Origin of the sequence: Nocardia sp. NRRL WC-3656, from assembly GCF_000720265.1 — a bacterium.
In the GTDB taxonomy this organism is placed as follows: Bacteria; Actinomycetota; Actinomycetes; order Mycobacteriales; family Mycobacteriaceae; genus Nocardia; species Nocardia nova.
Genome location: NZ_JOJF01000006.1, coordinates 179122 through 203599 on the forward strand (window position 1 = coordinate 179122; position 24478 = coordinate 203599).

The 24478-nt window shown below is 67.9% G+C and carries 22 protein-coding genes; 4 read left to right on the top strand and 18 right to left on the bottom strand.

The features are described from left to right. Positions 1 to 65: 65 nt before the first annotated feature. The 3 genes from IG65_RS0110860 to IG65_RS0110870 form a co-directional block, all read right to left on the bottom strand. Positions 66 to 1067, bottom strand: coding sequence for a hypothetical protein (locus tag IG65_RS0110860; protein WP_030514749.1), 1002 nt, complete (start codon positions 1065 to 1067; stop codon positions 66 to 68). 53 nt (positions 1068 to 1120) lie between these two features. Continuing rightward, the gene (locus tag IG65_RS0110865) at positions 1121 to 2218 is read right to left on the bottom strand and encodes an NlpC/P60 family protein (RefSeq protein ID WP_030514750.1); all 1098 of its coding nucleotides are present in this window, start codon (positions 2216 to 2218) and stop codon (positions 1121 to 1123) included. A gap of 174 nt (positions 2219 to 2392) precedes the next feature. Continuing rightward, complete coding sequence (locus IG65_RS0110870; protein WP_030514751.1) at positions 2393 to 2986, bottom strand: C40 family peptidase; 594 nt, start codon at positions 2984 to 2986, stop codon at positions 2393 to 2395. A 551-nt stretch (positions 2987 to 3537) separates the two neighbouring features. Between IG65_RS0110870 and IG65_RS0110875 the strand changes: the two genes are divergently transcribed. Then, a complete protein-coding gene (locus IG65_RS0110875; protein WP_081879388.1) occupies positions 3538 to 5373 on the top strand; it encodes a DEDD exonuclease domain-containing protein in 1836 nt (611 codons plus the stop codon). 49 nt (positions 5374 to 5422) lie between these two features. Here the strand turns inward: IG65_RS0110875 and IG65_RS0110880 are convergent, their stop codons facing one another. From IG65_RS0110880 to IG65_RS0110900, 5 genes are all read right to left on the bottom strand, one after another. Continuing rightward, positions 5423 to 5698 (bottom strand): Lrp/AsnC family transcriptional regulator, encoded by a 276-nt coding sequence (locus tag IG65_RS0110880; protein ID WP_030514753.1) that lies wholly within the window; start codon positions 5696 to 5698, stop codon positions 5423 to 5425. A gap of 174 nt (positions 5699 to 5872) precedes the next feature. Further along, positions 5873 to 7501 (bottom strand): cytochrome bc complex cytochrome b subunit, encoded by a 1629-nt coding sequence (locus IG65_RS0110885; protein ID WP_030514754.1) that lies wholly within the window; start codon positions 7499 to 7501, stop codon positions 5873 to 5875. Next, positions 7498 to 8646: a ubiquinol-cytochrome c reductase iron-sulfur subunit gene (locus IG65_RS0110890; RefSeq protein WP_030514755.1), complete on the bottom strand. Its 1149-nt coding sequence runs from the start codon at positions 8644 to 8646 to the stop codon at positions 7498 to 7500. Before IG65_RS0110890 ends, IG65_RS0110885 begins: the two co-directional genes overlap by 4 nt. Before the next feature lie 20 nt (positions 8647 to 8666). After that, the gene (locus IG65_RS0110895; protein ID WP_030514756.1) at positions 8667 to 9545 is read right to left on the bottom strand and encodes a cytochrome c; all 879 of its coding nucleotides are present in this window, start codon (positions 9543 to 9545) and stop codon (positions 8667 to 8669) included. An 81-nt stretch (positions 9546 to 9626) separates the two neighbouring features. After that, positions 9627 to 10238, bottom strand: coding sequence for a heme-copper oxidase subunit III (locus tag IG65_RS0110900; RefSeq protein ID WP_030514757.1), 612 nt, complete (start codon positions 10236 to 10238; stop codon positions 9627 to 9629). A 209-nt stretch (positions 10239 to 10447) separates the two neighbouring features. Here IG65_RS0110900 and IG65_RS0110905 point away from each other — a divergent pair, with 209 nt between their 5' ends. Further along, positions 10448 to 10885, top strand: a complete 438-nt coding sequence (locus IG65_RS0110905) for a hypothetical protein (RefSeq protein ID WP_030514758.1) — start codon at positions 10448 to 10450, stop codon at positions 10883 to 10885. Positions 10886 to 11022: 137 nt separating this feature from the next. Beyond that, complete coding sequence (trpD, locus tag IG65_RS0110910) at positions 11023 to 12075, top strand: anthranilate phosphoribosyltransferase (protein WP_030514759.1); 1053 nt, start codon at positions 11023 to 11025, stop codon at positions 12073 to 12075. A 20-nt stretch (positions 12076 to 12095) separates the two neighbouring features. On the opposite strand, the gene IG65_RS0110915 is transcribed toward trpD, so the two are convergent. Genes IG65_RS0110915 through IG65_RS0110935 form a run of 5 tightly spaced genes read right to left on the bottom strand, consistent with a single transcriptional unit; the run spans position 12096 to position 17184 of the window. After that, positions 12096 to 12548: a MaoC family dehydratase gene (locus IG65_RS0110915; RefSeq protein ID WP_030514760.1), complete on the bottom strand. Its 453-nt coding sequence runs from the start codon at positions 12546 to 12548 to the stop codon at positions 12096 to 12098. Between the two features lie 41 nt (positions 12549 to 12589). Further along, positions 12590 to 14074, bottom strand: coding sequence for a long-chain fatty acid--CoA ligase (locus IG65_RS0110920; RefSeq protein ID WP_030514761.1), 1485 nt, complete (start codon positions 14072 to 14074; stop codon positions 12590 to 12592). Continuing rightward, entirely contained in the window at positions 14071 to 15228 is a 1158-nt protein-coding gene (locus IG65_RS0110925; protein ID WP_030514762.1) for an acyl-CoA dehydrogenase family protein, read from the bottom strand. The genes IG65_RS0110920 and IG65_RS0110925 overlap by 4 nt, the downstream gene beginning before the upstream one ends. 20 nt (positions 15229 to 15248) lie before the next feature. After that, complete coding sequence (gene fabG / locus IG65_RS0110930; protein ID WP_030514763.1) at positions 15249 to 16007, bottom strand: 3-oxoacyl-ACP reductase FabG; 759 nt, start codon at positions 16005 to 16007, stop codon at positions 15249 to 15251. A gap of 25 nt (positions 16008 to 16032) precedes the next feature. Then, positions 16033 to 17184, bottom strand: a complete 1152-nt coding sequence (locus tag IG65_RS0110935) for an acyl-CoA dehydrogenase family protein (RefSeq protein ID WP_030514764.1) — start codon at positions 17182 to 17184, stop codon at positions 16033 to 16035. A 140-nt stretch (positions 17185 to 17324) separates the two neighbouring features. On the opposite strand from IG65_RS0110935, the gene IG65_RS0110940 reads away from it, so the two are divergent. Next, entirely contained in the window at positions 17325 to 17990 is a 666-nt protein-coding gene (locus tag IG65_RS0110940; protein WP_036523997.1) for a TetR/AcrR family transcriptional regulator, read from the top strand. Between the two features lie 74 nt (positions 17991 to 18064). On the opposite strand, the gene IG65_RS0110945 is transcribed toward IG65_RS0110940, so the two are convergent. The 5 genes from IG65_RS0110945 to cysD are packed head-to-tail and all read right to left on the bottom strand — an operon-like array spanning position 18065 to position 24071. Then, entirely contained in the window at positions 18065 to 19201 is a 1137-nt protein-coding gene (locus tag IG65_RS0110945) for a sulfotransferase (RefSeq protein WP_030514766.1), read from the bottom strand. Between the two features lie 13 nt (positions 19202 to 19214). Beyond that, complete coding sequence (locus tag IG65_RS0110950) at positions 19215 to 20006, bottom strand: SDR family oxidoreductase (protein ID WP_030514767.1); 792 nt, start codon at positions 20004 to 20006, stop codon at positions 19215 to 19217. Next, the gene (locus IG65_RS0110955) at positions 20003 to 21241 is read right to left on the bottom strand and encodes a hypothetical protein (RefSeq protein WP_030514768.1); all 1239 of its coding nucleotides are present in this window, start codon (positions 21239 to 21241) and stop codon (positions 20003 to 20005) included. Before IG65_RS0110955 ends, IG65_RS0110950 begins: the two co-directional genes overlap by 4 nt. Positions 21242 to 21276: 35 nt before the next feature. Next, the gene (cysC, locus tag IG65_RS0110960; RefSeq protein WP_030514769.1) at positions 21277 to 23166 is read right to left on the bottom strand and encodes an adenylyl-sulfate kinase; all 1890 of its coding nucleotides are present in this window, start codon (positions 23164 to 23166) and stop codon (positions 21277 to 21279) included. Further along, positions 23166 to 24071, bottom strand: a complete 906-nt coding sequence (gene cysD / locus IG65_RS0110965) for a sulfate adenylyltransferase subunit CysD (RefSeq protein WP_030514770.1) — start codon at positions 24069 to 24071, stop codon at positions 23166 to 23168. The genes cysC and cysD overlap by 1 nt, the downstream gene beginning before the upstream one ends. Positions 24072 to 24478: the final 407 nt, after the last annotated feature.

A 24478-nucleotide genomic window follows, 5' to 3' on the forward strand; every position in this document is an offset into this window, starting at 1 on the left:
GGGGCGAGTCTATGGGTGTGGCCGCCGCGTCCGGCGCAACGGGTGTGGCCGCCGCGACCGGGCCCCTAGGCGGCCACGCGGGCCTTGATCCAGTCGCGCCAGGCGGAGACGAATTCGGTACGGCCCAGGCCGAGCGTCTCCCGCAGGCCACGATCCAGCGCGGCCTGGTCCTGAGGGCCGGTGGCGAGCCGGTGGTAGAGCGCCACGAGTTTCGGCTCTCCGAATCGGTCGGCGACGAACGCGTTGGCCGACCAGGCCTGTTCGTAGGCCAGGGCGGCATCGGCACCGGGGCTCGGCGTGAACGCGGTATCGGACGGCAGGTCCGCGGGCAGGTCACCGGAGCGGGCGCGGGTGGTGACGGTCGGCGCGAGCTGCGCGAAACGCTGCTGATTTCCGCGGTGGCCGCAGTACTCGGCGAACCCTTCCAGCACCCACTGCGGGGAACCGTCGACGGTCCCGGCCCGGGCGGCGACGTGGGTGAGTTCGTGGCGCAGGGTTTCGCGCAGACCGTCCGGGCCGAGCCGGCGCCCGGCATCGGGCGAGAAGACGATCCGCTGACCGGTGGGCTGGGTGCCGGGTACGAACGGATCCGACACCGAGGCCGCCGCGACCTGGTCGGACACCGGACCGGTGGCGTGGGTCAGCGCCGCGAATTCGGAACTGCTCGACGCGACGGCCACCACGGCTTCGTGGGCCCAGTCGGTACCCCACACCTGGGAGACCGCCGTGACGGCCGGGCCGGCCTCGCGGGCGAGTTGGTCGACGTCGCCGCGCTGGTACGGATGCCCCAGCACCACCGACAACTTGCCGTCGTCACCCGAAACGTGTTGCGCGACAACGGGTCCGTACGAACTCATGATGCGCCGCAACTCGGGCAACTGCGGATCGGCGTGCGAGGGCGCGGAATCGGTTTCCGCGGCGGCGGGCACGGTGTGCAGGCCCGTCTTCGGCAGCAGCAGTAAGGCGCCGCCGGCCGCGGTCAGCGCCACCACCACGGCGAGGGTGGCGACGAATTCGAAGCGCCCACGATGCGCCAGCCATGTCCGGACCCGCAACAATCCGCTCATACGACACGATCCTCACGTCGGTGTGATGACTCGCCGCCAGATTCTCGCAGTGTTTACGGCATTCCGATCCAGTATCGGCGCGCGGAATGGAAGGGGGTGTTGCCCATCGGCGCCACCGCGACCGGCACACCGAAAGTGGAGGCGTGCAGGATCATGCCATTTCCGGCGTAGATGCCGACGTGCGAGGCGTCCGAATAGAAGAACACCACGTCGCCGGGCTGCAACGAGTCCCGGGACACCGGCGTGCCGACGGTGGCCTGCGCCTGGCTGGTGCGCGGCAGATCGATACCCACGTGATGGAACGCCCACTGCACCAGGCCGGAGCAATCGAACTGATCGGGGCCGGTCGCACCCCAGACGTACGGGTCGCCGACGCGGGTCAGTCCCGCGGCCAGCGCGCTGGTACCGCTGCCCGGGACCAGGCCGCGCAGCAGGGTGTCGCGGTCGAAGCCGGGCGGGAACAGCGATCCGGCGAGGGTGGATTTCTCCCCGGCCGAGAGCGCACCCCAGGCCTGGATGACCTGAGCCATCGCGCCCTGCAGATCGGCGCGCTTGTGTTCGAGGTCCGCGCGCACCTGGTCGGCCTTCTGCGCGGCGGCCTGCGCGGCGTCGGAGGCGGATTTGGCGGCGGTTTCGGCGGCGGTGGCCGAATCGGTGGCCTTGGAGAACTGCGTCAGCTGATCGGCGGTCTGCGTGGACAGCACGTCCAGCGTCGACATCTGGTCGAGCAGCTGCTGCGGGGAATCGGAGACCAGCACCGAGAACAGCCGGTTGGTCCGGGCGCCCTGATACGCGGCGATCGCGGTCCGGTCCACGGCCGGTTGATATTTGCGCACCTCGGCCTTGGCGGCATCGAGGGCCTGGGTCGCGGTCGCGAGTTTGGCATCGGCGTCGCGGGCCACGCCCTGTTTGGCTTCCAGATCGCCCTGCGCGGCCAGCGCCTGCTGGTTGAGCTGCTCGGACTGATGCGACAACTCGATGAGCCGCTGCACCGCGTCACCGGCGGTGGCCGGTTGTTCCGCCGGAGCCGGATCGGCCGTCGCCAGACCGCCGGAAGACGCTCCGAACACGAGCGCGCCCACTGCCAGTGAGCCGCCGACCAGGCGTCTGGTTCTGTTGTTGCGTTGCGCGTTGCCCTTGTGCGCTGTCACGGCCTGCCGTGCCCCGTTCTCTCGTCCCGAGCTGGAAATCACGAAGGTCTCGATAAGGTTACGGAACGGCGACCGTCCATGTCCAGCAGGGCACGAAACGATCACGCCGTATAGCCCCAATGCCCGGATCGGCGGTCCGAACTGTGCGGAATGCGCCGATCCGGGCGGGTCGAATCAGTAGCGGCGAGCGCCCGCGACCGGCATCGAGGAGATCGGGGCGACCTTCACCGGCTCACCGGCGGTCGAGGCGTGCACCACGTTGCCGTCGCCGACATAGAGCGCGGAGTGGCTGCCGCCGTAGAAGGACACCACGTCACCGGGCTGCAGCGCGTCCAGCGAGACGGGGGCGCCCTCCTCGAGCTGTTCGTAGCTCGTGCGCGGCAGTTCGCGCCCGGCCTGCTCGTAGGACCACTTCACCAGGCCCGAGCAGTCGAAGGCGTTCGGGCCGGCGGCACCGTACGAGTAGGGGGCGCCGACCTTGGACAGGGCGGCATCGGCCGCGCGCTGACCGACGGTCTGCTGCGGCGCGAACGGCGCAGGAGCGATCCCGGGGATCTGAATGCCCGGCGGGACAGCGCCCGGCGGAACGGCGCCGAGAACCTGATCGGGAACATCGAAGGTGCCGACGCCCGGTACGGTGACCGGCGCGGCCGCGGCGGTGGTCGCCGGGAGCAGCAGAGCGCTGAGGGTTGCTGCGCCAACGGCTCCGGCCGCAACGGCCCGGCGGGCGGTACGAGGCAGCCCCTGAACCTGTCGCTTGATCGCCATGATGCGGTACTCCTCATCTGCCCCACGACGCCGCACCCGGTGGTGCGTCGGACTCCGTGAGGTCTCGAAAAGATTACGAGGGCATAACGGTGCGTTGTAAAGCCCGGACGCGTCGAGCCGGCTTCAGGTAAGAGCCCCCGCCCGACTGCATGCGAGATAGCTCACAATGATCACGAAACGATAACGACAGCTATCGCCGGATGCGTTTACCCAGGTGCGTCCCGCCCCGAGATCAGACGAGCCACCACCGGAGCCGAGAGGCGCTCCGAGCGGGAAACCGCAAGTAACCGAGAGCATGTCGGCCAGAAACCAACCGAACAGTCCGCACGTTTGAGGACCGGCACTACACAGTCAAGCCCGGCTTCGCCGGCGCCCTCGCGGACCTCGCCCATTCGCCGCTATTTCATAGCTATACCGAATTACCGTGACCCTGATCACTTTTCGGCATACTCGTGCAATCCGAACCTCGCAGAGCGCAAATCTCGCGCCGGCCCGGCTGCCCGCCGACATCCGGAACGATCCTGTCGGACCCTGCGCCTACGCTGCTCGCCGTGCCCTCACCCGTCCCGCGACCGGCCCAGCTGGCCCTCGAACTTCCCGGTCACGGCGGTGACGAGCCCGAGATCGCACTGCGAGACGTCACCTTCGTCGTGGTGGACCTCGAGACCACCGGGACCCGGCCCGACGGGGACGCCATCACCGAAATAGGTGCGGTGAAGGTGCGCGCCGGCGAAGTACTCGGCGAATTCGCGACGCTGGTCGATCCCGGCTGCGCGATTCCGCCGCAGATCGTGCAGGTCACCGGCATCACCACCGCGATGGTCCTGGAGGCCCCGCGGATCGAGGCCGTGCTCCCCGGATTTCTCGAATTCGCGTCGGGCGCAGTGCTCGTCGCCCACAACGCGCGCTTCGACATGTCCTTCCTGAAGGCGGCGGCCCAGCGCTGCGAGACCGCATGGCCGGCCTTCCAGGTGCTGTGCACGGTTCAGCTGGCGCGGCGCATTCTCGATCGGGACGAGGCGCCGACGGTGCGGCTCTCGGCGCTGGCTCAGCTCCTCGGCGCCTCCACCCGGCCCACCCACCGCGCCCTCGACGACGCGCGCGCCACCGTCGACGTCCTGCACGCGCTGTTCGAACGGGTGGGCAATCTCGGGGTCCAGACCCTGCCCGAATTGATGGACTATCTGCCCGAGGTCACCCGTCGCCAGCGCTCCAAGCGCATCCTCGCCGCCGATCTGCCCGCCGCACCGGGGGTGTATCTATTCCGGGGGCCCTCGGAGGAGGTCCTCTATATAGGGACGGCGGTGAATCTGCGCCGGCGCGTGCGCAATTACTTCACCGGCTCCGAAACCCGCACCCGCATGCGGGAAATGGTCATGCTCGCCACCCGCGTCGATCACGTCCGCTGCGCGCACGGACTGGAAGCGGGAGTGCGCGAGCTGCGCCTGCTGGTAGCGCACACCCCGCCCTACAACCGGCGCTCGAAATTCCCCAAGCGCGCCTGGTGGCTGACGATGACCGACGAGCCCTTCCCCCGATTCGCGGTGAGCCGCACCCCCACCGCAGATGCTCTGGGGCCCTTTCATTCCCGCACCGACGCCACCGAGGTCGCGGCAACGCTCGCGGAATACAGCGGACTACGGACCTGCACGACACGCATCCCCCGCGGCGGTGTGCACGGCGGCGACTGTCCGCCCGCGGCCGTGGGCGGGTGCCCGGCGGCGATCTTCGGCGAGCGGGTGCCGGCCGCACAGTACGCGGCCGCCCCGCGGGCGGTGCGGGATCTGTTCACCGGACGCGACGACGCACCTTTGCGCGCGATCGCCGCCCGCATCGACGAGTACGTCGCCGCAGAGCATTTCGAGGCCGCCGCGCGGCTGCGTGATCGCACCTGCGCCGTGGTGCGGGCGCTACGGCGCACTCAGCGCCTGGCAGCCCTCGCCCGGATCGCCGAGCTGATCGCGGCCCGCCCCGATGGCAGAGGCGGCTGGGAGTTCGCGGTGATCCGCTATGGCCGCCTCGCTGCCGCCGGAACCGCCGCGCGCGGTATCCCGCCGATGGCGGTGGTCGAGAGCCTGGTCGCCGCCGCCGAGACGGTCCGCCCGACCACGTTCACAGCAGGCACGTCAGCGGAGCCGCGCATCCCCACCGACACGGATGATCTGCACGATCCCGACCACCCGCCGCTGCGCGGCGCACCACCCGAGGAGACCGGCGTGATCGCCCGCTGGCTCGACCAACCCGGGACCCGCATCGTCCGCACCAGCGACGGCTACCGGGAACCGCGGCTGGGCGCGGGTCCCTGGCTCGCCTGGGTCGAACGTGCGGAGGCGGCCACCCGCGCGGAATCGGCTGCGAGCGAATACCTCACACGTACCACCGCGTAGTAGCTCACGGCCGGCGGTTTTCACCGAACACCAGGTGCAAGCGCGGCACTCACTCCCCCAGCGAGAACCCCGCCTCCACATCCGCACTCGAATACGACTTGAAGGCGATATGGGTCGTCGTGCGCAGAACTCCGGCGGTCTTGTTCACCCGGCCGGTCACCACCTCGGCGATCCGTTCGTGATCGCGCACCCGCACCACCGCGATCAAATCGACGTCTCCCGCGCACGAGTAGACCTCGGCGACGCCGTCGAGATCGGCCAGTGCCTGCGCGGTTTCGGGAATCCGGGCCGCCTCGGCGTGGATCAGAACGATCGCGGTAATCATGAGCGCGAGTCTAATTGCGCGCCGGCGACGAGCCCGCACCGTGGCCGTATCGCCGCAGGAACGCGGTGGCCACACACCACACCGGCCACGCATGACACGGCCGCACATGACCCTGCCGCACATACGACGGAGCCCCGAGCCGAATGATCGACTCGGGGCTCCGAAACTGCGAACTCAGTGGCTGTGCTTGCCGCCGCTGCCGCCGTTCTGCTCCTGGTAGGTGGCCAGGACCTCCAGCTGCTTGTGCTCGGCCTCGTGCTCGCTCGCGGTGAGCGCCTCGGCCTCGGCGGCCGGATCGGCCCGCAGGAACGAACCCGAACCCGGCTTGCCGGCCCAGCCCAGCTTGTTCATCTTCTTCGGCACCGGTGCGCCCTGGTACTCCAGCGGAATCGGGTGGCCGTGGGCGTCGACCGGGCCCAGCGGCTGATGCACCTCGATGTACTCACCGTGCGGCAGGCGCTTGATCACACCGGTCTCGATGCCGTGCTCGAGGACCGTGCGGTCGGCGCGCTGCAGGCCCAGGCACAACCGGTACGCCAGGAAGTAGGCGATCGGCGGCGCGAGGAGCAGGGCGATGCGGAAGAACCAGGTCGTCGCGTTCAGCGACACATCGAACTTCAGCGCGATGATGTCGTTGACACAGGCCAGGGTCAGCACCAGGTAGAAGGCGATGGCCATGGCACCGATCGCGGTGCGCACCGGCACGTCACGCGGACGCTGCAGGATGTTGTGGGGCACCGTGTCGCCGGTGAGGCGCTTCTCGATCCACGGGTAGGCGATCAGCACCGCGAACACCAGACCCATGATCAACGCGACCCAGAACGGAGCCGGAACGGTGTAGCGGCCCAGATACAGCTCCCACGGCGGCATCAGACGGGCCATACCGTCGGTCCACATCATGTAGAAGTCGGGCTGCGAACCGGCCGAGACCTGTGACGGGTTGTAGGGACCCAGGTTCCAGATCGGGTTGATCTGCAGCACACCACCCATGACGGCGAGCACGCCCAGGGTGAACATGAAGAACGCGCCCTGGTCGGCGGCGAACACCGGCACGATGCGGGCACCGACCACGTTGTTCTCGGTGCGGCCCGGTCCGGGGAACTGGGTGTGCTTCTGGTACCAGACGATCGCCACGTGCGCCGCGATCAGCGCCAGCATGATGCCCGGGAAGAGCAGCACGTGCGCGATGTACAGACGCGGGATGATGATCGTGCCCGGGAAGTCACCGCCGAAGATCAGCCAGTGCATCCAGGTGCCGACCAGCGGAATACCCATGGTGATACCACCGAAGGCGGCCCGCAGACCGGTACCCGACAGCAGGTCGTCGGGCAGCGAGTAACCGAAGAAGCCCTCGAACATCGCCAGGATCAGCAGCAGCGAGCCGATCACCCAGTTCGCCTCACGCGGCTTGCGGAACGCGCCGGTGAAGAAGATGCGGAACAGGTGGATGATGATCGAGCACGCGAACAGCAGCGCCGCCCAGTGGTGCACCTGGCGGACGAACAGACCGCCGCGCACCTCGAAGGAGATGTTCAGCGCCGTCTCGTACGCGCGCGACATGGTGACGCCGCGCAGCGGCTGGTAGGCGCCGTGGTAGACGACCTCGCTCATCGACGGATCGAAGAACAGCGTCAGGTAGATACCCGACAGGATCAGGATGATGAAGGCGTAGAGCGCGATCTCACCCAGCAGGAACGACCAGTGGGTCGGGAAGACCTTGTTGATCGACCGTTTCACGAACGCCGCGGCACGGTACCGCTCGTCCATTTCGTTGGCCTGTGCGACCACTTTGCTCGGACTCATGAACGACGCTCCCAGAAGGCCGGACCGAGCGGCTCGATGAAGTCGCCGTTGGCGACCAGGTAGCCGTCGGTGTTGACGGTGATGGGCAGCTGCGGCAGCGCGCGGGCGGCGGGACCGAAGATCGGCTTACCCCACTCGGTCGCCGAGAACTGCGACTGATGGCACGGGCACAGGATCCGGTTGGTCTGCTGCTCGAACAGCGAGGTCGGGCAGCCCAGGTGAGTGCAGATCTTCGAGTACGCCCAGTAGTCGCCGAAGTTGAAGCTCTCCTGGCCCCTGCGCTTGATCGCCTTCTGCCCGTCCTCCGGGCGCAGGCGGATCAACATGACCGCGTTACGGATGCCACGCAGCGACTGGAGGGTCTCCTCCTCGTTGCCGCGCCACTCCTCTTTCCACGGGAACACGGTCTCCATGGCGCCGGCGTCGAGGTCCTCCGGCCGCACCAGCACGATGTCCTCGGGCCGGCCGGTGTCCTTGCGCAGGTAGATGGTCTGGCCCGGGAAGTCCGGAGTCCAGCCCGACACCCACAGCGGGGACTTCATGCCCTTGGCCCACGGGTTTTTGATCATGCCGCCGACGAACAGGAACAGTGCGCCGATGCCCAGCACACCCACGCCCAGTCCGGCGGTACGGGTGATCATCTTGCGACGTCCCAGCGTCGAGGTCTCCAGCGCGTCCGACAGCTGCGCGCCCAGGGTGCGCCGGTCGACCTCGTCGGAGGGACCGTCGTGGCGGGTCTGGATGGAGATCTCGTTCGGGATGAACTTCTTGCGGATGATGACCGCGGCGACACCGATGGCCAGCACCGCGATACCCAGCAGCAGGCCGTAGAGCGGCGTGGCCAGCGAGTACAGGCCGTTGCCGTCCTCGTTGCGGCCCTTGTACTCCCAGGGCCAGAACAGGAAGACGCCGATCAGCCCGGCCGCCGCGAGGGCGGAGATGGCGAACCAGAACGTCACGTGCCGCTCGGCACGCTTCTCCGCGCGTGTGCCCGGAACCGGCCAGCGCGGAGCGCGGTAGACGACGTCGACGCCGTCGCGCGCGGTACCGAGTTCGACCAGCTCGGCGGTCGACATCGCGTCGAGCTGCTCCTCGGTGGGGTTCAGGTTCACGCCCTTACCGCCGCCATCCTCAGGCCGGCTCATCTCGTTTCGCTCCTGTTCGCTCATGATCGCGATCCGATCCACATCGCGGCGCCGACCAGCACGATGATGCCGGCGACCCAGATGGCGATGGCCTCGGTCGCGGGACCGAAACCACCCAGGCCGTATCCGGCCTCCGGCTTGGTCTCGGTGCGGTCCTTCACATAGGCCACGATGTCACGCTTCTCCTCCGGAGACAGCTGCCGGTCGGAGAATTTCGGCATGTTCTGCGGGCCGGTGAGCATCGCGGTGTAGATCTGCTGCGCGTTGGCCTGCTCCAGCGGCGGCGCGAACTTGCCGGAGGACAGCGCACCGCCCTTACCGGTGAAGTTGTGGCAGGACGCGCAGTTGAGGCGGAACAACTCGCCACCGCGTCCCAGGTCGGCACCCTTGATCAGGGAATCCTGCGCGATCTCGCCGTTCGGGTCGCGAACCACGGTCGGGCCGCCGCCGTTGGCCGCCACGTACGCGCCCAGCGCGTCGGTCTGGCGGGCGTCGAACTTCGGGGGCTTGCGCTGGATCTGCGCGCCGTTACCCGCGGCGGGCATGCGGCCGGTGGACACCTGGAAGTAGACCGCCGCCTCGCCGACACCGATCAGGCTGGGGCCGCGGTCCTGCACACCCTGCAGGTTGGCGCCGTGACAGGTGATGCAGGAGGTCTCGTAGATCTGCTTACCCTCGCGGATCAGCGCCGACTGATCCTCGTTGGCCGTCGCGACCTGCGCGTGCGGGGTGAGCGCCGATGCCGCGAAGCCGGCTCCGACGAGGCCCATCAGAAGAACCAGACCGCCGGCGAGCTTGCGGCGCATCCGGCGCTGCTTGCGGGTCTTGATGGCCTGGTTGTTCTCAGCGCTGCCGATCCCGCTCGTGGGATCTGGCGCTGACGGGGGAGATGAACTCATCTGTGTCCCTTTGGAGTAGACGGAACCGACTTGTGCAAAGTGTGTATTTGTCGCGGACCGCGCGTGACGGCCGCCGCCCGGCTAGCGGACGAAGTAGATCGTGGCGAACAGCGCGATCCAGACGATGTCGACGAAGTGCCAGTAGTAGGAGACGACGATGGCCGCGGTGGCCTGCGCCGGCGTGAACTTACTGACCTTGGTTCGAATCAGCAGGAAGATGAACGCGATGAGACCGCCGATGACGTGCAGACCGTGGAAGCCGGTGGTGATGAAGAACACCGAGCCGTAGATGCTGCTAGAGATGGTGGTGCCCTCTTGGTAGAGCGCGTGGTACTCGGTGCCCTGACCGGCCACGAAGAACGCGCCCATGAAGAAGGTGAGCAGGTACCAGCGGCGCAGGCCGAAGACATCGCCGCGCTCGGCCGAGAACACACCCATCTGGCAGGTGAAGGAGGAGGCGATCAGCACGGCCGTGACCGGCACGGCGAGCTTGAGGTTCAGCTCGGTCGGTTCCGGCGGCCAGTTGCCATGAGCCTGGGCACGAGCGACGAAGTACATGGCGAAGAGGCCGGCGAAGAACATCAGCTCGCTCGACAGCCAGATGATGGTTCCGACGCTGACCATGTTGGGCCGGTTCAGCGAATGCACACGCTGAGTAATGGCCGATCCTGGGGTCCCTACTGCGGTCGTCACGCCGGTAAGTATGACTCGTCGTAGTACGACAGGCGTAGCCGGGTGCGAATTCGGGGTGTCGGACTCGGAATCATCAGCGCGCGTGCGGGTCTGGGGCCCGGTTCGGCGTGTCCGGTGAACCCGCAGGTCGAGCGTCGATGCGACCACGGTGACCAGCGGAAATCCCGAGTATGCGATGCTGCGTCGACGCGCGGAGGAAGGCGGGTGGCATGGGAATTCGATCGGTGTGGCAGCGGCTGTCGGGCCGGGGTGCGGCGACGGAATTGGATCCGGCGCGAACGGATCTGATGGTCGTCGTGTCCAGTTTCGACGATGCCGAAGCCTGCTCGAGCGCGCTCGCGCGCGCGAGCGGCTGGCGCGCCGAGGAGCAGGCCCTGCTGCGTCATCATCTGCGCATCCCGGCCGCCGCCCGGGAGGAGGTCGTCGACATCGCCGCCCAGGACGGCTACTCCCCCGCCGCGACGTCCGAGGCCTCCGACACGAACGGCAGTCATATCGAATTGGTATTACAGCGGGTGCAGGTCCTGGACGCGCTGCACTGCTCGCAAGAACGGTCGCGGATGGCCGGATTGGCGCAGCGGCACGAGGGCACGGCGGTGGGCTGGGACGCACTACAGCCGAGCGGAATCGAGCCGGGTTCTCCGTAATCTTCTTCCGCAACGCCGAGAACAAAGAAATTGCCTCCGCCGATTAGGCTGCTAGCCGGGCGGCCGACGACTATCCGACGGCCCCCACGCCCGCGCGGACGAGCGATGCGGGTGTCCGATCGCGAACGGGAGATGTGATGAGCGCGCGCAGCTGGCCCGAGATTCTCGGTGCCCTGACCGACGGGGTCGATCTGACCGCGGAGGAGGCGGCGTGGGCGATCGACGAGATCTTCTCCGACAACGCCACCCAGGCGCAGATCGCGGCCTTCGGCGTGGCCATCAAGATGAAGGGCCCCACCGCGATCGAGCTGTCCGGCCTGGCGACCGGCATGTTGAGCCATGCGCGGCGGGTGTCGCTCGATATGGGCGCGGTCGACATCGTCGGCACCGGCGGCGACCGCTCCGGCACGGTCAATATCTCCACGATGTCCTCGATCGTGGTGTCCGCGGCGGGCATTCCGGTGGTCAAGCACGGTAATCGGGCCGCGTCGTCGAAGAGCGGCGGCGCGGACGTGCTCGAGGCGCTGGGTGTGCGGATCGCGTTGAGCCCGGAGTCGGTGGCCCAGTGTGTGCGCGAGGTGGGCATCGGGTTCTGCTTCGCCCCGTTGTTTCATCCGGCGCTGCGGTTCGCCGGTCCGGCGCGCAAGGAGATCGGCATTCCGACGGTCTTCAACGTGCTGGGCCCGCTGACCAATCCGGCGCAGCCGAGCGCGGGCCTGATCGGATGCGCCTTCGCCGAGCTCGTCCCCGTGATCGCCGGGGCGTTCGCCGAACGCGGCGCCAATGCGCTGGTGGTACGCGGAAACGACGGCCTCGACGAGATCACCACCGCCGACACCACCGATGTATGGGTCGTCGCCGCGGGTGAGAAGTACGAGACCGTCATCGATCCGACGCGCCTGGGCATCCCCCGCGTGGATCCGGCGGCACTGCGCGGCGGCGATGCGACCGTCAACGCCGCGATCGCCCGCGACATGTTCAACGGCGCCCCGGGGCCCGTCCGCGACGCGGTCCTGCTCAACTCCGCCGCCGCGATCGTGGCCTTCGAGCTGACCCCCGAGACCGCCCACACCGATATCCACGAGCTGCTGCGCCCGGCCCTGGAGCGGGCGGCCGCCTCGGTCGACACCGGCGCGGCCACCCAGTTGCTCGATCGCTGGGTGAAATTGAGCAACGAACTCGGGGACTGAACGGGAACAGTCCCGAGCTGTCACTTCAGGTAGCGCACGATGCTTTCCGCGACGCACGCGGGCTTGTCCGCCCCGTCCAGTTCGACGGTGACGGTCCGCACCGCCTGGATGCCGCCGGGGATCTCGGAGACCGAGTCCAGGTGGACGCGGGCGCGGATGCGGCCGCCCGACGGCACCGGCGTGATGAAGCGAACCTTGTTGAGCCCGTAGTTGATTCCCATCGTGATGCCGCCCACCGTGGTCGCCTGGTTGCTCAGCGGCACCAGCAGCGACAGGGTGAGGAATCCGTGCGCGATGGTGTGCCCGTAGGGGCCCTGCGCGGCCTTCTCGGCGTCGACGTGGATCCACTGGTGGTCGCCGGTGGCGTCGGCGAAGGTATCGATGCGGTCCTGGTCGACCTGCAACCAGTCGCTGACACCGAGTTCGGTGCCCACAGCCGCGGCGAGCGCGTCCAGATCGGCGAAATCGGTCATGTCCGGTCCCTTCCGTGCTGCCGGGGCGTTGCGCCGGCAGCTCACATGAAACGTTGTTTCAGTTCGCGTTTGAGCACCTTGTGCGTCGGCCCGAGCGGCAACTCGGAGACGAACTCCACGCGCCGCGGGTATTTGTACCGTGCCACATGCTCGCGGCCGTAGGCGATGACTTCCTCGGCGCTGACCTCACCGGCCGGCACGACGACTGCCACGATCTCCTCGCCGTAGTTCTCGTCCGGCACTCCGATCACCGCCACCTGCGCGATCCTCGGATGCCGCAGCAGCGCCTCCTCCACTTCGGTGGGATAGACGTTGAACCCGCCGCGGATGATCATCTCCTTGATCCGGTCGACGATCCGCAGATATCCCTGCTCGTCGCGCACGCCGAGGTCGCCGGTGCGGAACCAGCCGTCGACCACGGCCCGCTCGCTCGCCTCCGGATTGCCGGTGTAGCCGCTGAACACGTTGTGCCCGCGCACCACCACCTCACCGACGCTGCCGGTCGGCAGCAACTCGATGCGGTCGGTGACGCCGGGATCGGCGATCTCCACGTCCACGCCCCACACCGGATGTCCGACGGTGCCGGCGCGCGGTCCGAAGACCGGCTGGTTCACCGCCGCGGTCGGTGAGGTCTCCGAGAGCCCGTACCCCTCGAGGATCCGCGCGTCGAACACCTCCTCGAACCGTTCCAGCACCGGCAGCGGCAGCGCCGCGCCCCCGGAGATGCACAGCCGTAGTGCGGGGAGTTCGACGGCGCCGGCGGCCGCCTCGATCAGTCCGTGATACATCGTCGGGACGCCGTGGAAGGTGTTCACGCGTTCGGTCACCATGAGCCGAATCGCTTCGGGCGCGGTGAATCTCGGCATCAGGACGAGGGTCGCGCCGACCCGCCAGGTGGAGTTCATCGAGACGGTCTGCCCGAATACGTGGAACAGCGGCAGCGCGCCGAGGGCCACATCGTCGCGGTGCACATCGTTGGCGTCGAAGGCGTTCACGGTGGCGCACATGACCATATTGAGATGGCTCAGCTCCGCACCCTTGGGCCGGCCGGTGGTCCCGCTGGTGTAGAACACCACGGCGGTATCCAGCGGCGAGCGCGGAACGAACAGCGCGATCGCCTCGCCCGTCAGGCCGTCCGGGCGCACGCAGGCGATGCCGACCCGGCGGGCCGCCTCCGCACCGACCGATTCCACCTGCGGATGGCAGATCAGCAGCGTCGCCCCGCTGTCGCGCAGGACGAATTCGGCCTCTTCGGCGGTGAGCAGCAGATGCACCGGCACCACCGTCGCCCCCGCCGCGAGGATCGCGTAGTAGGCCCGGGGAAAGTCGGCTGTATTCGGGCACATCAGCGCGACCCGATCACCCGGCCGGATACCACGCTCGATCAACGCGCGGGCCTGTTCCCTTGCCGCACGCCACAATTCGGCGAAGGTGAGCCGATGCTCGCCCTCGATGAGCGCCACGTGCCCGGGCCGGCGCCGCGCCGGTTCGGCGAGGATGCTCGCCAGCGACAACGTCGCGTTCACAGCCCCATATCCTTGGCGATGATCATCTTCATGACCTCGTTCGTCCCGCCGTAGATGCGATTGACCCGATTGTCGGCGTAGAGCCGGGCGATCGGATATTCGTTGATGAAGCCGTAGCCGCCGTGCAGTTGCAGGCAGCGGTCGATGACGCGCGCGGCGACCTCGGTGCAGAACAGCTTCGCCGAGGCGGCGTCGGCCGCACTGAGTTCACCGGCGTCGAGGGCCTCGAGAGCCCGGTCCACCACGGCCTCGGCCGCGTCGACCTCGGCCTTGCAGGCGGCGAGCTCGAACTTGGTGTTCTGGAACGAGGCGACGGGTTTGCCGAAGACGTTGCGCTGCTGGGTGTATTCCTGCGCGAACCGCACCGCGGCCGCCGCCTGGGCGTAGGCGCCGGCGGCGATGGAGAGCCGCTCCTGGGGCAGATTCTGGCCCAGGTAGGAGAAGCCCTTGTTCTCCTCGCCCAGCAGATCTTCGACCGGCACCCGGACATCGGTGAAGTTCAGCTCGGCGGTATCGGAGGCCCGCAGCCCCAGCTTGTCGAGTTTGCGGCCGATCGTGTAGCCCGGTGACTTCGTGTCGACCACGAGCAGGGAGATGCCGAAGCGGCGGTCGTCCTCGCGGGGCGGCGCGGTGCGGGCGCAGACGATCACCCGGTCGGCGTTCACGCCACCGGTGATGAAGGTCTTGGCGCCGTTGAGCACGTAGTGCGTGCCGTCCTCGGAAAGCTTGGCGGTGGTGCGCATTCCGGCCAGATCCGACCCGGTGCCGGGTTCGGTCATGGCGATGGCGAACATGATCTCACCGGCGGCGAATCCGGGCAGCCAGCGCTGTTTCTGTTCCTCGGTGGCGAGCTTCTTCAGATACGGCAGGCACAGCCCGACGTGCACGCTGGATCCGCCGAACGACACACCAGCGCGTGCCGTCTCCTCCATGAGGATGGTCTGGAATTTGAACGAGTCGATGCCGGCACCGCCGTATTCCTCGGGCACCTCGATGCCGAAGACGCCCAATTCGGCCAGTTTGTAATAGAACTCGCGGGGCACGATGCCCGCTTCCAGCCACGTGTCGTAGACCGGGACCACTTCGGTCTCGACGAATTTGCGGACCGTGCCGCGGAAGGTCTCGTGGTCCTCGGTGAAGCTGGTTCTGCGCATGATGTTCTCCTGGAACGGTTTCAGAGCCGACGGCCGCCGTCGACGTAGATGGTCTGGCCGGTGATGAAGGACGCCTCGTCGGAGGCGAGGAAGGCGACGGTGTTCGCGATGTCGTCGGGGCGGCCGACCCGGCGCACCGGAGTGATCTCGGCCGACTTCGCCTGCCATTCCTCGACCGACACGCCGACGCGGGCCGCGGTGGCGGCGGTCATCTCGGTGACGATGAAGCCCGGCGCGACCGCATTGACGTTGATGCCGTAGGGGCCCAACTCGATCGCCAGGGTGCGGGTGAGTCCCTGAATGCCCATCTTGGCGGCCGAGTAGTTGGCCTGGCCACGGTTGCCGAGCGCCGAGACGCTGGAGGTGTTGACGATCTTGCCGTAGCGTCGGGCGACCATATGCCGTTGTGCCGCACGGGAACACAGGAACGCGCCGCGCAGGTGTACCGACATCACGGTGTCCCAGTCGTCGGCCGACATCTTGAACAGCAGGTTGTCGCGCAGCACGCCGGCGTTGTTGACCAGGATGTCGAGCGACCCCAGCTCCGCGGCGACGCGATCGAAGGCGGCGTCGACGCTCGCCTCGTCGGTGACATCGCAGGCCAGCGGGACGGCCACCCCACCGGCGGCGACGATCTCGTCCGCGGTTGTCTTGCAGGCGTTCTCGTCGAGGTCGGCGATGGCCACGGCCGCCCCGTCGGCGGCCAGGCGGGCCGCGGTGGCCGCACCGATGCCCCGGGCGGCCCCGGTCACCACGGCCACTCTGCGCTGATCTGTCATCGAATTCTCTCCTCGAAATCGGTTGTCACACGAAGGCGTTCACGCCGGTGAGGGCGCGGCCGATGAGTAGTTTCTGGATCTGGCTGGTTCCTTCGTAGAGGGTGAGCACCCGCGCGTCGCGCAGATACTTCGACACCGGGTATTCGTCGATGTACCCGTATCCGCCGAATACCTGGATGGCGTTGTTGGCCGCCTTCACCGCCGCCTCGCTGGCGAACAGCTTCGCCACCGACGCCTCGGTGCCGAACGGTTCGCCGCGATCGACCAGGTCGGCGACTCGCCAGGCCAGCAGCCGCGCGGCCTCCACATCGACGGCGATATCGGCGATCAGCTCCTGCACGAGCTGGTAGGAGGCGATCGGTTTACCGAACTGTTCGCGTTCCCCGGCATAGCGCACGGCGGCCTCGAGGCAGGCGCGGGCGACCCCGACGCATCCCGCGGCCACGCCCATGCGCCCCTTGTCGAGGGCGGCCATCGCGATCCGGAACCCCTGTCCCTCGCCGCCGAGTCGCGCCGAATCCGGCACCCGCACCCCGTCGAGCACGATTTCCGCGGTCGCCTGTCCGCGCAGACCGAGTTTGCCCTTGATCTCGGTGCGGCCGAAACCCGTCGCGTCCGTGGGCACGAGGAATGCGGTGACCCCCTTGGGTCCCGGTTCGCCGGTGCGCGCGAAGATCAGCGCGATATCGGCCCAGGTGCCGTTGGTGATGAACATCTTGGTGCCCGAGAGCACCCAGTCCTCGCCGTCGCGGACGGCACGGGTGGTCAGATTCGCCGCGTCGGACCCGGTGCCCGGTTCGGTGAGGCCGAAGCAGCCCAGCGACTCTCCCGCGCACAAGCGGGGCAGCCAGTGCTGTTTCTGCTGCTCGCTGCCGTAGCTCTCGAGCGACTTGCCGACCAGCCCGAGCGAGACCGACACGATGCCACGCACCGAGCTGTCGCCGCGGCCGAGCTCCTCGAGCAGCAGGCAGTACGACATCGCGTCACCACCCGAGCCGCCGTACTCCTCCGGGATCTCGATACCGAGAAAGCCCATGTCGCCGAGCTTGCGCACGATCGCGGTATCCACCGATTCGGCGCGATCCCAGGCCGCGGCGTAGGGCACGACCTCCTTGTCGACCCAGGCGCGGGCGACCTCGCGCAGCTCGCGGCGGGCATCGCCGAGTTGCAGATCCATGACGGAAAACTCCTAACCGAACGTTGTTAGGTATCGATTGCCACGATAAACTAACAGCGTTCGGATGTTCAAGGCCCCGGTGCTCGACGGTGTAGGTTGACTCGGCACGGTCCGGTTTCGCGGCGAAGGAGGTGGCGAGGATGCCTCGGCCACGGGTACCGCTACTGAGTCGCGAACGCATCCGCGAGACGGCACTGGAATTGATCGACCGCGACGGACTACCCGAGCTCTCGATGCGGAAACTGGCCGCCGAGCTGGGCGTTCAGGCGGCCTCGCTGTACGGCCACTACCCCACCAAGGACGATCTGCTCGACGATATCGCCGCCGGCATCATGTCCCATGTGGACGCCTCGGCCTTCGAAACCGCCGACTGGCGCACCGGCCTGATCTCGTGGGCGCGTTCCTACCGCGCCGCCCTGGTCCGCCACCCCAACTTCGTCCCCTACCTGGCCTCGGGCCCCGGTAAGCGCGAGGAGAATCTACGCGCGGCCGACGCCGTGCACGGCGGCCTGGTCGGCGCCGGCTGGCCACCCCGCCAGGCCACCATGATCGGCGCGGCCACCCGCTATGTGGTGATGGGTTCGACCATCGGCTCGTTCTCCCGCGGCTTCGTCGACGACGTCCAGGTCTATCGCGACCGTTACCCGCATCTGGAACAGGCGCACCTGCTGCGCGCGAAGGCCGACGAAATCGACTCGGAGAGTTTCGAATTGGCGCTGGAATCGTTCGTCACGGGCCTGGAGATCCGCTTCGCCGCCATCCAGCAGCGCCGCGCCCGCCGCCGCGAGAAATCCGCCGAGGTCTGACCCGGGCCCACCCGGCGGAAACGCCGCGGGCCGACTCGGTGATTCCGAGCCGGCCCGCGGCGGGTACAGCGATCTCAGAGGTCGGCGAAGACCGATCTCACCTCGTCTTCGGTCAGCCCGTAGTCGGCCAGCGAATACTTGTGCGCGGGCTTGCGGTCGCCCGATTTGCTCTCCTCGTCGAGCGCCCGCATCGCGTTCCGGGCCGCCTCGGTGTAATCCAGCCCGAACGTCGAATAGATCTTCTCGACGGTGCCGAACGGGTCCGCCCGCAGATCCTCGAACTGGATGTCGAGGAACTGATCGGGGTTGTATCGCGCCCGCGCGGAATTGAATTCGCGCAGGCCCCGCGACCAGAGTTCGAGCTGAGTGCGGCCGATCGTCTCCCCGACGAAGGTGTTCGACCAGCCCTTGGTGGCCTGTTCGGACAGGCTGCACGACGAACCGACGATGGTCACCGGGTCGCGGTGGGTCTGGATGATCAGCGCGTCGGGGTAGACCTCCATCAGCGCGTCCAGCGCGAACAGGTGGCTCGGGTTCTTCAGCACCCAGCCCCTCGTGTCACCCAGGCCGATCAGCTGCAGATTCTGCTTGTGCCGCTGATAGGCGTTGGTCCAGTCCTGCTTCTGCAACCACTGCGAATAGGTCGGCAGATAGGCCAGTGATTCGTAGGCGATGGATTTCACCGTCTGGCGCAGCAGCTGCCAGCATTCCTCGACCTCGGCGGCACTCATGTAGTGCAGGCCCATGAATTCCGGATTGTCGACGTGATGCTGCGCGAAACCGGCGTCGATCTGCTGGAACACCGGATTGTCGGCCCAGGTCTCGCGCGGCGGCCGCGGCTGCGGCAGTTCGGTCAGCCACATCTCGAGCGCCTGATGCCGCGGATCGGCGGCCAGCAGCCGATGCAGCGCGGTGGTGCCGGTGCGGGGCAGGCCGGTGACGAAGATCGGCCGCTCGATCGCGGTCTCGGCGTAGCCGGGATTGGCCTTCCAGGACGCCTCGCTCAGCGCGCGCGCGACCAGTGCGCCGCGCAGGAAGTAGCGGTTCATCTTGGAACCGAGTTCGGTGAGGTCGGCGTCGCGCCGATACGAGTCGAGCAGCACACCGAGCGCCTCGGTGTAGTCGTCGGGGCCGAAATCGGTGAGGCCGCACGCCTTGGTGGCGGATGCGTGCAGATCCTCGACGGTGCCGACGTTGGTACGAGCGGTCATGAAATTCTGTTCCTCACACGTGGTATTCGCCGCAGTTGACGTCCAGGGTCTGGCCGGTGATGGCACTGGCCCACTCGGAAGCGAGAAACACCACGACCCTGGCGATCTCGTCCGGTTCGGGCAGGCGCTTGAGATCCGACCGGGAGGCGGTCTGCTCGTACACCTGGTCGACCGTGATGCCGTACTTCTTCGCGACCTCACCGAAATACCACTTCAGCTGATCGGCCCAGATGTAGCCCGGCGCCACACTGTTGACCCGAATTCCCTTGGCGCCCAATTCCGTTGCCAGCGTCTGCGACATGGCCAGCAGCGCCGACTTGGCGACCTTGTAGCTGCCGTAGCGCGGTTCGGAGTGCCGCAGCACCGACGAATTGATCATCACCACCGCGCCCCGGGTCTTGGCCAGTTCGTCGGTGAAGGCCTGGGTCGCCCGCAGCGTGCCCAGCACCGTCAGCTCGAGGCTGTCGCTGATCTGCCGGAAGTCGGTGCGCGCCAGCGACTTCATCGACGGCATCGCGAAGGCGTTGTTGACCTGCGCGTCGACCCGGCCGAAGGTCTCCACCGTGCGCTCGACCAGATTCGCGACCGCGGCGTCGTCGGTGATGTCGGTCGGCACGATCAGGCTCGTCCCGCCGGCGGCGTCGATCTCGTCGGCCACCTCCCGCAGCCGCGATTCGGTGCGCGCGGCCAGCACCACCTTCGCGCCGGCCGCGGCCGCCTGCACGCACAGCGAGCGGCCCAGTCCGGGACCCACGCCGCTGATCACGACCACCTTGTCTGCCAGCAGGCCCGTTCCGGCGCTCATCCGAGCATCCGATCGGCGAAACCGCGCTGGCGGTCGGCGATGCGGGCGCGCCAGCCCTGCTCGTCGATCCGGTTGAGTTCGTAGTGCGGCAGCTGCGCCGCCACCTCGTCGAAGGGCACCAGGGCGAATTGCGGCCCGTCCGCGGGGGTCATCTCCCGGGCGACGCGCTGCCATCGGAACTGCAGGATGCCGCGGCGGCGTCCGGTGGTCTCGATCCAATTGGTGATGCCCGGGTTGCGAGCCGAGACCACCATGCGGATCATCCCGTCCGGATCGACCTGGGCCTGAGCGCTGTTGAGGCTGGTCTGGTGGTTGACGTAGTCGAGGGAGATGTACCAGCGGCTACCCAGCTGGAATCCCTGATAGGGCGCATCGGATTTCGGCACCGTGATCACCAGCGCCTGGTCGTCGTCGAGATCGAAGTGGCCGACCGAGGAGTACTGGGTGCTGAGTCCGCCCGGGGTGAGCCGCGGTTCGGTGAGGGTGTTCACCGGCAGGTCGAGGTAGAACCACTTGGGGAAGTTGAACCAGGTGTGGATGCGCTGCACCAGCGCCCGCGACGCGGCCCGATACCGCTTGCGCAGCTGGTCGACACCGGGCTCGGGGGCCGCGGTGCCGACGGTGTCGAGGCGCTCGATGCGGATGCTGCCCTTCGTCTCCGCGTTCCAGTCGCCGTAGACCTCGCGCACCGCGAGCATCGAGGCACCCTCGCCGAGGACGAAATAGTTCGGCCCGGCATCGGCTTTCGGCGGGCCGAAGCGGAGCTGGTAGCTGCCGTCGGCGGCGATCTGCAGGCGGCGGTCGTCGAAGGCGTCGTCGCCGTTGGGAACGTCGGTGGCGGTGTAGTCGCCGCGCAGCACCTGGAAGCTGAGGTCGACGGTACTGCCGCGGACACCGGTGAGCAGATATTCCGCACCCGGCTCGACATTGGCGTGGTAGTAGAGCGTATCCGGGTTGTCCAGGCCCATTTTCGCGTGCGGGCCGGTGGAGCTCACGAAGTACGGGTGGCTGGTGCCGTGCGTGCCCGACAGCTGCAGGCACGCGGCGATACTGCCCGCGAGGTAGTCGTACCCCTCGGCGAGATCCTTCTCGTCGTTGATGAAATCCGCTGCCGCGATCAGCTTCTCGGCCTCGGCGATCGCCGCGGTGAACGGTTCGGTGAGCGACCCGCCGCCCGGAAGTCCGTTTCCGGCGGCGGTATCGGTTCCCGGTGACGATCCTGTCGATGTACTCATGTCGTCCTAGGGTGTTGTGCGGGCAGAACTGCGGTTCACAGTCTCAGTTCGCGGCGGATCAGCGCGGCGATTTCGGCGGGTGAGCCGTGATCGGGAGTGATCACGAGCTCGGCGTCTTCGGGACGTTCGTAGGGCGAGTCGATGCCGGTGAACTCCGGCAGCCGGCCCGCGCGGGCCTTGGCGTACAACCCCTTCGGATCCCGGCGCTCACACACCTCCAGTGGGGTGTCGACGAAGATCTCGTGGAAGTCCAGACCACTCGCGGCGTGCACCCCGCGCGCCTGCTCGCGCTGGTCGGCGAACGGGCTGATCACCGAGACGATGGCGATCAGACCGGCGTCGGCGAACAACGAGGCGACCTGAGCCACCCGGCGGATGTTCTCGCGCCGGTCCTCGTCGGTGAAACCGAGGTCGGCGTTGAGCCCGTGCCGCAGATTGTCGCCGTCGAGCCGATAGGCCGGGCGGCCGGCGGCCACCAGCTGGCGCTCCAATTCCACGGCGATCGTGGACTTTCCGGAGCCGGACAGACCGGTCAGCCACACCGTCGCACCGGCGTGCGGGCGCTGGCCGCGCCCCACCGAGGAGCTGTGCCAGACCACGTCCTCGCGCACCACCTTCGGCGCCGCCGAGGCGTCCGGCGCCGACTCCGGCCCGGTGTCGCGGGCCAGGATCATCCCGGCGGCCACGGTCTGATCGGTGTCCTCGTCGATCAGGATGAAACTGCCGGTGCGGCGATTGTCGCGGTAGCTGTCGACCATCAGCGGACGCTGACCGCGCAGGGTGAGGCGGCCGATGTCGTTGAGCGCCAGGGCATTCGCGTCCGTGACACGGTGCAAGGTGTTGACGTCGAGCCGGTAGTCGAGGTCGTGGACCTGGACGCGGGTGGTCTGGGCGGCGGTGCGGATCGCATAGCGCGCACCGGGCCGCAGTTCGGTGGTCTCGGAGAACCAGCACACCATGGCGTCGACCTCATCGGCGATATGCGGCCGATTTCCCGGGCGGGCCAGCATATCTCCGCGCCCGACATCGACTTCGTCGTCGAGTTCCACCGAGACCGCCATCCCGGTGAACCCCTCGTCGACCTTCACCCCGCCCGGTCCCCAGATCCGCGCGACCCGCGACGAACGCCCGGACGGCAACACGACCACCTCGTCGCCGGGTTTGAAGATGCCGCCGGCGATGGTCCCGGCGTAGGTGCGATGGCCGGCCCCGCTGGTGCCGGCATCGGCGTGCGGGCGGATCACGTACTGCACCGGCAGCCGCGCGTCGATCAGATTGCGGTCCGAGGCGATATGCACCTGTTCGAGGTGGCTCAGCAGCGGCGGGCCCGCATACCACGGGGTGTGCGCGGAGTCGGTGACCACGTTGTCGCCGTGCAGCGCCGACACCGGCACGAAACTCAGATCGCCGACGGTCAGTTTCGCCGCGAAATCGGCGAATTCCTCGCGGATCTCGTCGAATCGCGCGGCCGACCAGTCCACCAGATCCATCTTGTTCACGCACACCACCAGGTGCGGCACCCCGAGCAGCGAGGCCAGGAACGCGTGCCGGCGGGTCTGCTCGACCACGCCCTTGCGCGCGTCGACCAGGATCAACGCCAGATCCGCCGTGGAGGCGCCGGTCACCATATTCCGCGTGTACTGCACGTGGCCCGGGGTGTCGGCGATGATGAACTTGCGGCGCGGCGTGGTGAAGTAGCGGTAGGCCACGTCGATGGTGATGCCTTGTTCCCGCTCGGCGCGCAGGCCGTCGGTCACCAGCGCCAGATCCGTTGCGGCGTCGCCGCGTTGGGCACTGGCCCGTTCGATGGCGGCCAGCTGATCGGAGAACAGGCTCTTGGAGTCGTAGAGCAGGCGGCCGATGAGGGTGGACTTGCCGTCGTCGACGCTGCCGGCTGTCGCGAGACGTAACAGATTGCGGCTCATCAGAAGTAGCCCTCCCGCTTGCGGTCTTCCATCCCGGATTCGGAGATGCGGTCGTCGGCGCGGGTGGCGCCACGTTCGGTGAGCCGGGTGATCGCGGTTTCGGCGATCACGGCCGCCGGATTGTCGGCCTCGCTCTCGATACATCCGGTGCAGGTGGCGTCACCGACGGTGCGGAACCGCACCGTCGTCTCGAACACCGGTTCGTCCGGGCCGGGGGTCAGGAAAGGATTGGCGGCCAGCAGCATTCCGTCGCGGCGGAAGACCGGGCGGCGGTGCGCGTAGTACAGCGGCGGCAGTTCCACCGCTTCGCGGTCGATGTACTCCCAGATGTCGAGTTCGGTCCAGTTCGACAGCGGGAACACCCGGATGTGCTGGCCCGCACGGTGTTTGCCGTTGTAGAGGTTCCACACCTCCGGGCGCTGCGCCCGCGGCTCCCACGCGCCGAATTCGTCGCGGAAACTGAACACCCGCTCCTTGGCGCGCGCCTTCTCCTCGTCGCGGCGCGCCCCGCCGAATACGGCGTCGAAGCGATGTTCGCCGATCGCGCGCAGCAATGTGGTGGTCTGCAACCGATTCCGGCTCTCCCCCGGGCGTTCGGTGACCCGCCCGGCGTCGATATCGTCCTGTACCCGCGCCACCAGCAGCCGCGCGCCGAGCCTGGCCGCCGTGCGATCGCGGAACTCGATCACCTCGTCGAAGTTGTGCCCGGTATCGACGTGCAGCAGCGCGAACGGCAGCGCCGCCGGCCAGAACGCCTTGCGGGCCAGCTCCAGCATCACCGCCGAATCCTTACCGCCGGAGAACAGCAGCACCGGTCGTTCGAAGGTGGCCGCCACCTCCCGGAAGATGTGCACCGATTCGGCCTCGAGGGCCGACAGATGCGACAGCTCGTATCCCGTCCGCATCACATTCGCCTTGTCCGCATCGCTCGCATCGCTTCCCCGGATCCGAAATCTCGACCACTTCGGAGTTGCGTTGTCGAATATTCGACGCTATTGTTCGATATTGTGACACCGACGATAAGCGGACAGCTGCGCGTCGGTCAAGTGGCTGTCGACGACGGCGCATGTTCGTAGCCGCCATACCGGGTGCGAAGTCGCTGCATCGTCCTGAGCCGCGCCTCCGATTCGGCGCACGTAGATCCGACGGCCCGAGAGCCGACCAGCGCCTCGAAGTCCGGTCCTCCACCGCGCCGAAGCCGGGCCTCGCCGACCATTCAGCGCTCCGGACCGGGAAGCCGGCCCGCCTCGCACCGGTACGGTGAGCGGCGGCGCGGACCGGGGTGACTTGTCACCGCATCCATCGACCAGAA